The following is an 814-nucleotide window of genomic DNA, read 5'->3' on the forward strand; positions in this document are numbered from 1 at the left end:
TCAAGCGTTGGCTTAGCAATTGGTGTGCCTGCATCGTCAGTGCTGTGCGAGTCAGCTTCGATTGCACGTGAGTCAATCTCATCATCAACAACAACTTGCTGAACGTAAACGTTTGAAAGAGTGCCGATATAACCCTGGTCAGTATCGATTGAATCATCACCTGCGTTGTAGATGTACAGACCATCAACATCAACCGTACCACCCCAAAGCTCAATGACGTGGTCTAGCATTTTTGACCAACCCAGTTAAGATACTTTTTTCATTTCAATTGCCTGAGCTTCGTATTCATTCGGGCTCATGTAGCCCAAGTAAGAATGCAGCCGCCGACTGTTATAAAACATGGATATGTAATCCAAAATATCCTGCTGTGCCTCATAGCGAGTTTGGTAACTTCGCCATTGCACGCGCTCTTGCTTCAGGCTTCCAAAGAAGCTTTCTACTACCGCATTATCCCAACAGTCGCCACGCCGACTCATGCTTCCTTGGATGCCGTGTTGATCCAATAACCTTCTAAAGGCATCACTCGCATATTGAGAGCCACGATCCGAATGATGAATCAAGCCTGCTTTCGGTCGCCGCTGCCAAATTGCCATGGTAAGCGCATCGCAAACCAGACTCGCTTTCATGCGTGAACTCATGCTCCAGCCAACAACCTTCCGTGAAAACAAGTCAATCACGACAGCTAGGTACAGCCAACCCTCTTGAGTCCAGATATATGTAATATCCGCGACGTATGCCTGATTAGGTTGAACAACATCAAACTCTCGCTTTAAGCGATTTGGATAAACAGGCTTCTTATGATTGCTATTAGTGG

1 protein-coding gene and 1 pseudogene are annotated in these 814 nt (G+C 46.3%); both read right to left on the reverse strand.

Annotated elements, in window-relative coordinates:
* Positions 1-230: pseudogene (locus A3766_RS11015) on the reverse strand (hypothetical protein); the annotation flags it as partial.
* Between the two features lie 15 nt (positions 231-245).
* A partial coding sequence (locus tag A3766_RS11020) for an IS3 family transposase (protein WP_068642200.1) occupies positions 246-814 on the reverse strand: 569 nt, incomplete at its 5' end.

The sequence above is a fragment of the Oleiphilus sp. HI0132 genome, from assembly GCF_001635845.1.